Below are 6,000 nucleotides of genomic sequence, written 5' to 3'. Positions count from 1 at the left end.
CAAGAAAGTTAAATACGACCTTGAAGCTTAAAATGAGAGATGGTATCTACAGGAGTTTAGGCGGGCTTTGTAGTGTTGATTGTGGTGTTTGAATTGTTGTAGGGAGGTTTTATACCTCGCGGGTGTTTTTATAAAGCCAAAGCGCGATGTAAAATCGCACCTACGGGTTTGTTGAGTGTGGTGTTTGAGTTGTTGTAGGTGAGGTTTTATACCTCGCGGGTGTTTTTTATAATGCCAAAGCGCGATGTAAATTCCCGCCTACAATTTAAATGCTTCGCTTTTGCGCGAGATAAACTCACGCCTACAATTTAAATGCTTCGCTTTTGCGCGAGGTAAACTCACGCCTACAATTTAAAAGCTTCGCTTTTGCGCGAGGTAAACTCCCGCCTACAATTTAAATTTTTCGCTTTTGAGCGAGGTAAACTCCCGCCTACAATTTAAACGCTTCGCTTTTTGAGCGAGGTAAACTCCCGCCTACAATTTAAACGCTTCGCTTTTTGCGCGAGGTAAACTCCCGCCTACAATTTAAACTATCCCAACCGCGTTACTTTTAATTGTATTTTACCTGCATTAGCGCCATAAAAGCGGCTTAGGTCGTTTGCGAATGGGCAAAACTCGCCTGATTTATCTATTTTAATGTCGGCGCCGTTGGCTATTTCAAAAAGGTGGTCGTCGTTTTTATTAATAGCACCAATGAGTGAAAACCATTGTGCGCGAGGGAATCGTCTAAATGGTTCAAGCACGGCCATTGGGATTTCTTTTACGCCAAGTTGTACGTTGTCGCGGTTCCAGCCTAATGGTGTGCACTTTATGCCATCGTCAAACCAGTATTGATTTGGGTATGGGGTAAAGCGGTACGTAGCGCCTTGCTCTAGCATGAGGCCGGTTGCGTTGTATTGCTCAGAGGCAAATACCATTACATCTTGGCTTTGGTTAATGCTCAGCACACTCATGTTTTGATTAGCTAGTTCTATATGTTGGCTTAAACCAATAAAGCTAAGTGTGGTGTTGTCGTTATAGCTAATTTTGTAATGCAGTTTTTTAAGCGATTCTGGGCGGTAACTGGTTAGCTTATTAATACGTTCGGCTACGCTGTAGTGTACTAAGGGCTCAAGGTTGCTAGCTTCGTCATCAATTAATATATAGCACTGCCTATCTACTAATTTAAAAAATGGGTTAAACCAAAAGTAATTTTGTTGATGACTTAATGCGAGCGGATCGGGCGTTACTGTTACGTCATCTTGTGCTACTAAGTTGCTATCGGGGAGTAGGGTTTCGTAATCTATGTCGTGACTAGTGAGTAACGATATATTAAGCGGTTGTTCTATTAACCACTCAAGTGCATAGCGCAAGCTAATATCGGCTAGGCCATCGCGGTAGTAACCGCCGCCAATGTCTGAATGCGCACCTGCAAACCATAGCTCGGTAATGTTGCTTTGATGGTTCATGAGTGTGGGTTCAAACGCGCGGCGTTTTTCGTCAAGGGCTACGCAGTGCAGCGCGTGAGTAATGTTGTTGGCAATAGTGTGGTTTTCAAAAATAACGTGCTCTGCGCCACGTGTGGCTTTACTTACTTTTGATAAGCCAATAGAGGCAACGGTATCAAACACACATATGTAAACATTATCAGCAACTAAAGGTTCTAGGATTTTGGCAAAACGCCTTGCAAGTGCAGCGCCTCGGCTAAAACCCGTTAGCAGTATGGTATCGCCTAGTTGATAGTGAGCTTTAAAGTCGCTTAATGCTTGATTTAAAATACTGGCTACGTCGTCACCACGAGGTGCAAGAGTTTGGTTTAAAATACGTTTAAGGCGGCTGCCTTTAGTACCAATACCTTGATAATAAAAACTGAGTTGGTTAGCAAAAGGAGTAATAGGGGAGTCTTCTAATTTACCGCCAAGCAGTAAATGCAGTTTTAGAATGTTGGTAATATTAGAGTCTTCTTTAAAATGATCTGAGCTAAATTGTTCTGCGTCACGGGGCTCGTTTCCTGTGCCGTCAAAGTTAAAAATTAGCGTTTTACCTGTCATAACCCAATTCCCTTAGTTGTTTTAAATACTCTACACAGACAATGTTAAATATTAAAGACAATATTCATCAGGTAATGACGAGCTAATTTATGGCTCGCCTGCTATGAAGATCAGTGATTATAAAAAGTATAGCTATTTAACGTTGTTTCCTCTAATGGTTTAAGCGCAGAGTTAAGTTGTACTAACTGCTGATAAACTTCAGGATAAAATGTTTTTAATCGGGCAACGCGAGAAAAGTGGTTTGGTTCAAATTTTTCAACAAGCTGCAAAGCTAAAGGAACCATTGGGCTTAACTCACCTTGGGTGTAGCTTTGTTCTAGCGCTAAGTCTAGTATATCTACGCCAAGTTTACTGGGAACAGTCGGTATTTTGTTATCAATTAGAAATTGGACTGCTTCGACAGAAGACGACGCAGCTTGTGTATAAACGTCGCGTCCATGTATATCGGTAATCGAAAAATCAAAACCAAGTTGTGCAAGTTCTTGCCATTGACTAAGCGGAATCCAGCTTAGTCTAACCAACTCTGTTGGAGGGATAGGTAGCGTTCGACTATTCCAAATAGGCACTAAGTCATATGGATTCTTAAGTAACCTAATAAATAGCACGTTTGTCTCTGTTTGATTTAGTGGAGTTGTCTGGCTGTATTCATGTGCTTTTTGAAATTCTTTTTTAGCTAAATATTCACGAAATACACTATCGCTTCTATCTGAAGAGGTACGGCGGGCAAGAGTGTTCCACCAATAATTAACTAAAACAGGGTCTATATTTTGTAATACGTCTTCAAAGTTACTGCCATATTCTTTTTCAATTTCGCGAACTTTTGCGTAAGCGTCTCTATCTTGTGTGAGCTTTTGGGTTGCAAACAGCTTTTCTGTTAATTGATTACAATTGCTTGAGGCTGAATCTAGGTCTTCTTTTTTATGTTGTAGTTCTAGTAAAAATTGAGATATTTCAGAGTTATCTGGCTCAGTTACTCTAGGCAGCATAGAGTTTTCAATTATAGAGATTTGGCTAAAGTAGAGGTAACTTAAAGGGTTTGTTTGCTCACTAATAAAGGTACCTTGTTGATATTTAAATTTGTTTTCAAAAAGTAGAGTCTTATCTGATGAATTTTTATAATTAAACTCACCATGGGCTTTATATCCTTCGGCGATTAAGTAATCCAGCATATCAGTCTTACTTTTATCTAAATCCTTTAAAGTTAAGTTTCCGTTTTTAGGTAAATTAATTATGGCAATATCTAACGCTGTAAATAGGCCTACCTTATTGGTTGGTGAGACTCCTGCTTGTTTTAATGCTTTTACTAAGGGTAAATTAAATTGGCTAATAGCTAAATCGGCTAAGTTATATAAAACGGTAAAATTGTCATAAATAGGCATATCATTAAGTGAAGGTACTTGCTCCATTAGCGCAAAAATATACTCATTAGGTAGACCGTTATTTATAGCTACTGCGAGTTCATTTACCGTAAATTGATTTACTGCAATTACATGCTCAAATTCGTCAATTGAAAGTTTATTTGCATTGAGCATAAGTAGCGTGGCGGGAGAGATAACATTACTACCTTCAATACGAATAAACGACTGCAAATAAGTGGTAAACGTGTCGGAATTGTTTAATAGCGCATAGAGGGTTTCTTTTTTTACATTTTCATCAAGTGGAACGTTAAATGTTAAACCAGCAGGGCTTTGGGTAGCCGAACCTAACTGCTGCACTATCTCTTTTACTTTATCACTGGTGAAATTTTGAATAGCTTCAATGCCTTGCCAGTCAGCTAAAATAGCTATGCTTTCAATTATTTTATAGTCTTTTTTTTGTTTATCTTTAATCGCTTCTTTAAGTAGCGTTGTATATGACTGATAAGATGCCTCATACAAACCTGAATACATTAATAGGTCGGCGACAGAAGTACCTTTGTTGAGCTCATTTTTAAAAGATGAAGTAAGCGATTGATTTATTTCATTTATTTTTTGGGCTTTATCAGCCGATTTATTTTTACAAAGGCTAATCTCGTGTTTTAGTTTTACTACTTTCTGTTGTGGGGATGCTTGAACGATCTGCTTTTGTTGTTTTATTTTGGGCTGAACTATATTTGAGGCAGGTTTTAAATTTTGCTTTACTACTGATGAGCTGGATTGAGCTATAAATATATAAGTTGCCAATACAACCGTAGCAATGGCAATAAGCGCCAGGGGTCCTTTTTTCATAAACGTTAATCCTTTAGGTTCACTATTTCAATTATCCACATGGTACTATTTTAGATACTAATAGTGTAAGAGGCTTTAATAAAGTATTAATTTATTAAAGCCATTTTATAGGCTGCTGATTCAGTTTGCTTTTAATGCAATTTCATTTTTGGACGCACTACACGCAACACTTTTTCGCTTATCCATAATGCAAAGGTTTTTGCGCTGCCATGTATGGCGCGTTGGTGCATACGGTATAAAGATATATACATAAAGCGGGCAATTTTACCTTCAATAAAAAAGGTATTGCTGGTGAGGTTACCCATTAAGTTACCCACGGTGCTGTAGCTCGATAAGTTAACCAACGAGCCATGGTCGCTGTATTTAAAGCCGCGTAGTGGTTGCTGCTTTAATGTTGCGATGAGATTTTTTTCAACGCACAACGCCATTTGATGCGCCGATTGTGCGCGTGGTGGTACTTGCTTGCCGTCGGCTTGGGTAAATGCGCAGCAATCGCCTAATACAAAAATGCTTTCGTCTACGGTGCTTTGTAAAAACTCATTTACTTGAATTTGATTGCTACGAGTAAGCTCAAAAACACCTAAGTCTTTAATAAAATCAGGTGCTTTTACGCCTGCCGCCCACACCATTATATCGGCATCAATGTGTTCTTCATCTTTGGTGATAAAGCCTTGTGCGGTGCCTTCTTTTACTTGCGTTTGTTCGCGCACGTTTACGCCAAGCTTTAATAGCTCGCGTTTGGCACTTACGGCAATACGCTCTGGTAATGCAGGTAAAATACGCGGGCCGGCTTCTATTAAATGAATATGCAAACGCTTAGACGACATATTTGTTAAACCATAAAGCTTTAATAGCTCAGACACATGGTAAAGCTCAGCTGAGAGCTCAACACCGGTAGCACCGCCGCCAACAATGGCAATATTAAGTGATTGTTGTTGGTTGTCGTCTTGGTGAAGGCGCGTAAAGCTATCTAGTAATGAGTGCTGAAAGCGCTCTGCTTGTTGGCTTGAATCTAAAAAGTAGCAATGCTCTTTTATACCTGGGGTATTAAAGTCGTTACTTACGCTGCCAATGGCAATAACAAGGTGATCGTAACGAACTGTACGACCAGGTAAAATAGTGTGGCCTAACTCGTCGTTTAATGGGGAGAGGGTAATTGTTTTATTGCTTTGGTCTATATTGCAAAAAGTACCAAGTTGAAAACGATAATGATGTTTTGCGGCATGGGCTGAATACACAACGCCATCTAAATCAGGGTCAATAGAGCCTGTCGCTACTTCGTGTAGTAACGGCTTCCATATGTGGGTACGGTTTTTGTCTATTAACAGTATATCTGCTTGTTTTTTTTTCCCTAGCTTATGCCCCAGTTGGGTTGCAAGTTCTAATCCGCCAGCACCACCGCCAATAACGACGATTTTAGGTATTGTAATACTCATAACGTTGCCCTTAAAAATAATATACCCAAGTGATCTGTATTTTTTATTAGTTTTTTAAGGTGACTTGGGTATCAATAAATTATTTTGGCAACAAGTAGTTACTACTCATTTTATGGGTGCCTAGTTTGCGCCTAAATAAAACCGATGTCAGCAATAAATAATGTTATTTGTTGTATACTTATACCCAAACCGTCTCAATATGCAGAATTCAGCGTTTCACAGGGGCTTAATATCAAGGCGTTACTTTGCAAGAATGGCAGCCCCCTTTTAAGAAGTAACAACGATGAGAGTAAGTGCCTGTGAAACGCCCAATGGGTTGGTTTAAAA

3 protein-coding genes are annotated in these 6,000 nt (G+C 39.3%); all 3 read right to left on the bottom strand.

The window, feature by feature from the left end; genetic code table 11:
• Nucleotides 1-530: 530 nt before the first annotated feature.
• The 3 genes from GQR38_RS18650 to GQR38_RS18640 all read right to left on the bottom strand — a co-directional run bounded on the left by GQR38_RS18650 (nucleotide 531) and on the right by GQR38_RS18640 (nucleotide 5,673).
• Nucleotides 531-2,030 carry a DUF2235 domain-containing protein gene (locus GQR38_RS18650; protein ID WP_165722876.1) on the bottom strand — a complete coding sequence of 500 codons (1,500 nt, stop codon included), beginning with the start codon at nucleotides 2,028-2,030 and terminating at the stop codon, nucleotides 531-533.
• Between the two features lie 110 nt (nucleotides 2,031-2,140).
• Complete coding sequence (locus GQR38_RS18645; RefSeq protein ID WP_165722877.1) at nucleotides 2,141-4,237, bottom strand: cupric reductase; 2,097 nt, start codon at nucleotides 4,235-4,237, stop codon at nucleotides 2,141-2,143.
• Nucleotides 4,238-4,368: 131 nt separating this feature from the next.
• Nucleotides 4,369-5,673, bottom strand: a complete 1,305-nt coding sequence (locus GQR38_RS18640; RefSeq protein WP_007583476.1) for an NAD(P)/FAD-dependent oxidoreductase — start codon at nucleotides 5,671-5,673, stop codon at nucleotides 4,369-4,371.
• Between the last annotated feature and the right edge of the window lie 327 nt (nucleotides 5,674-6,000).

The organism is Pseudoalteromonas sp. c7(2019) (assembly GCF_011378625.1).
Lineage (GTDB): Bacteria > Pseudomonadota > Gammaproteobacteria > Enterobacterales > Alteromonadaceae > Pseudoalteromonas > Pseudoalteromonas arctica.
Note: the sequence above shows the minus strand (reverse complement) of the source record. Positions and strands in the feature narration are given on the sequence as shown.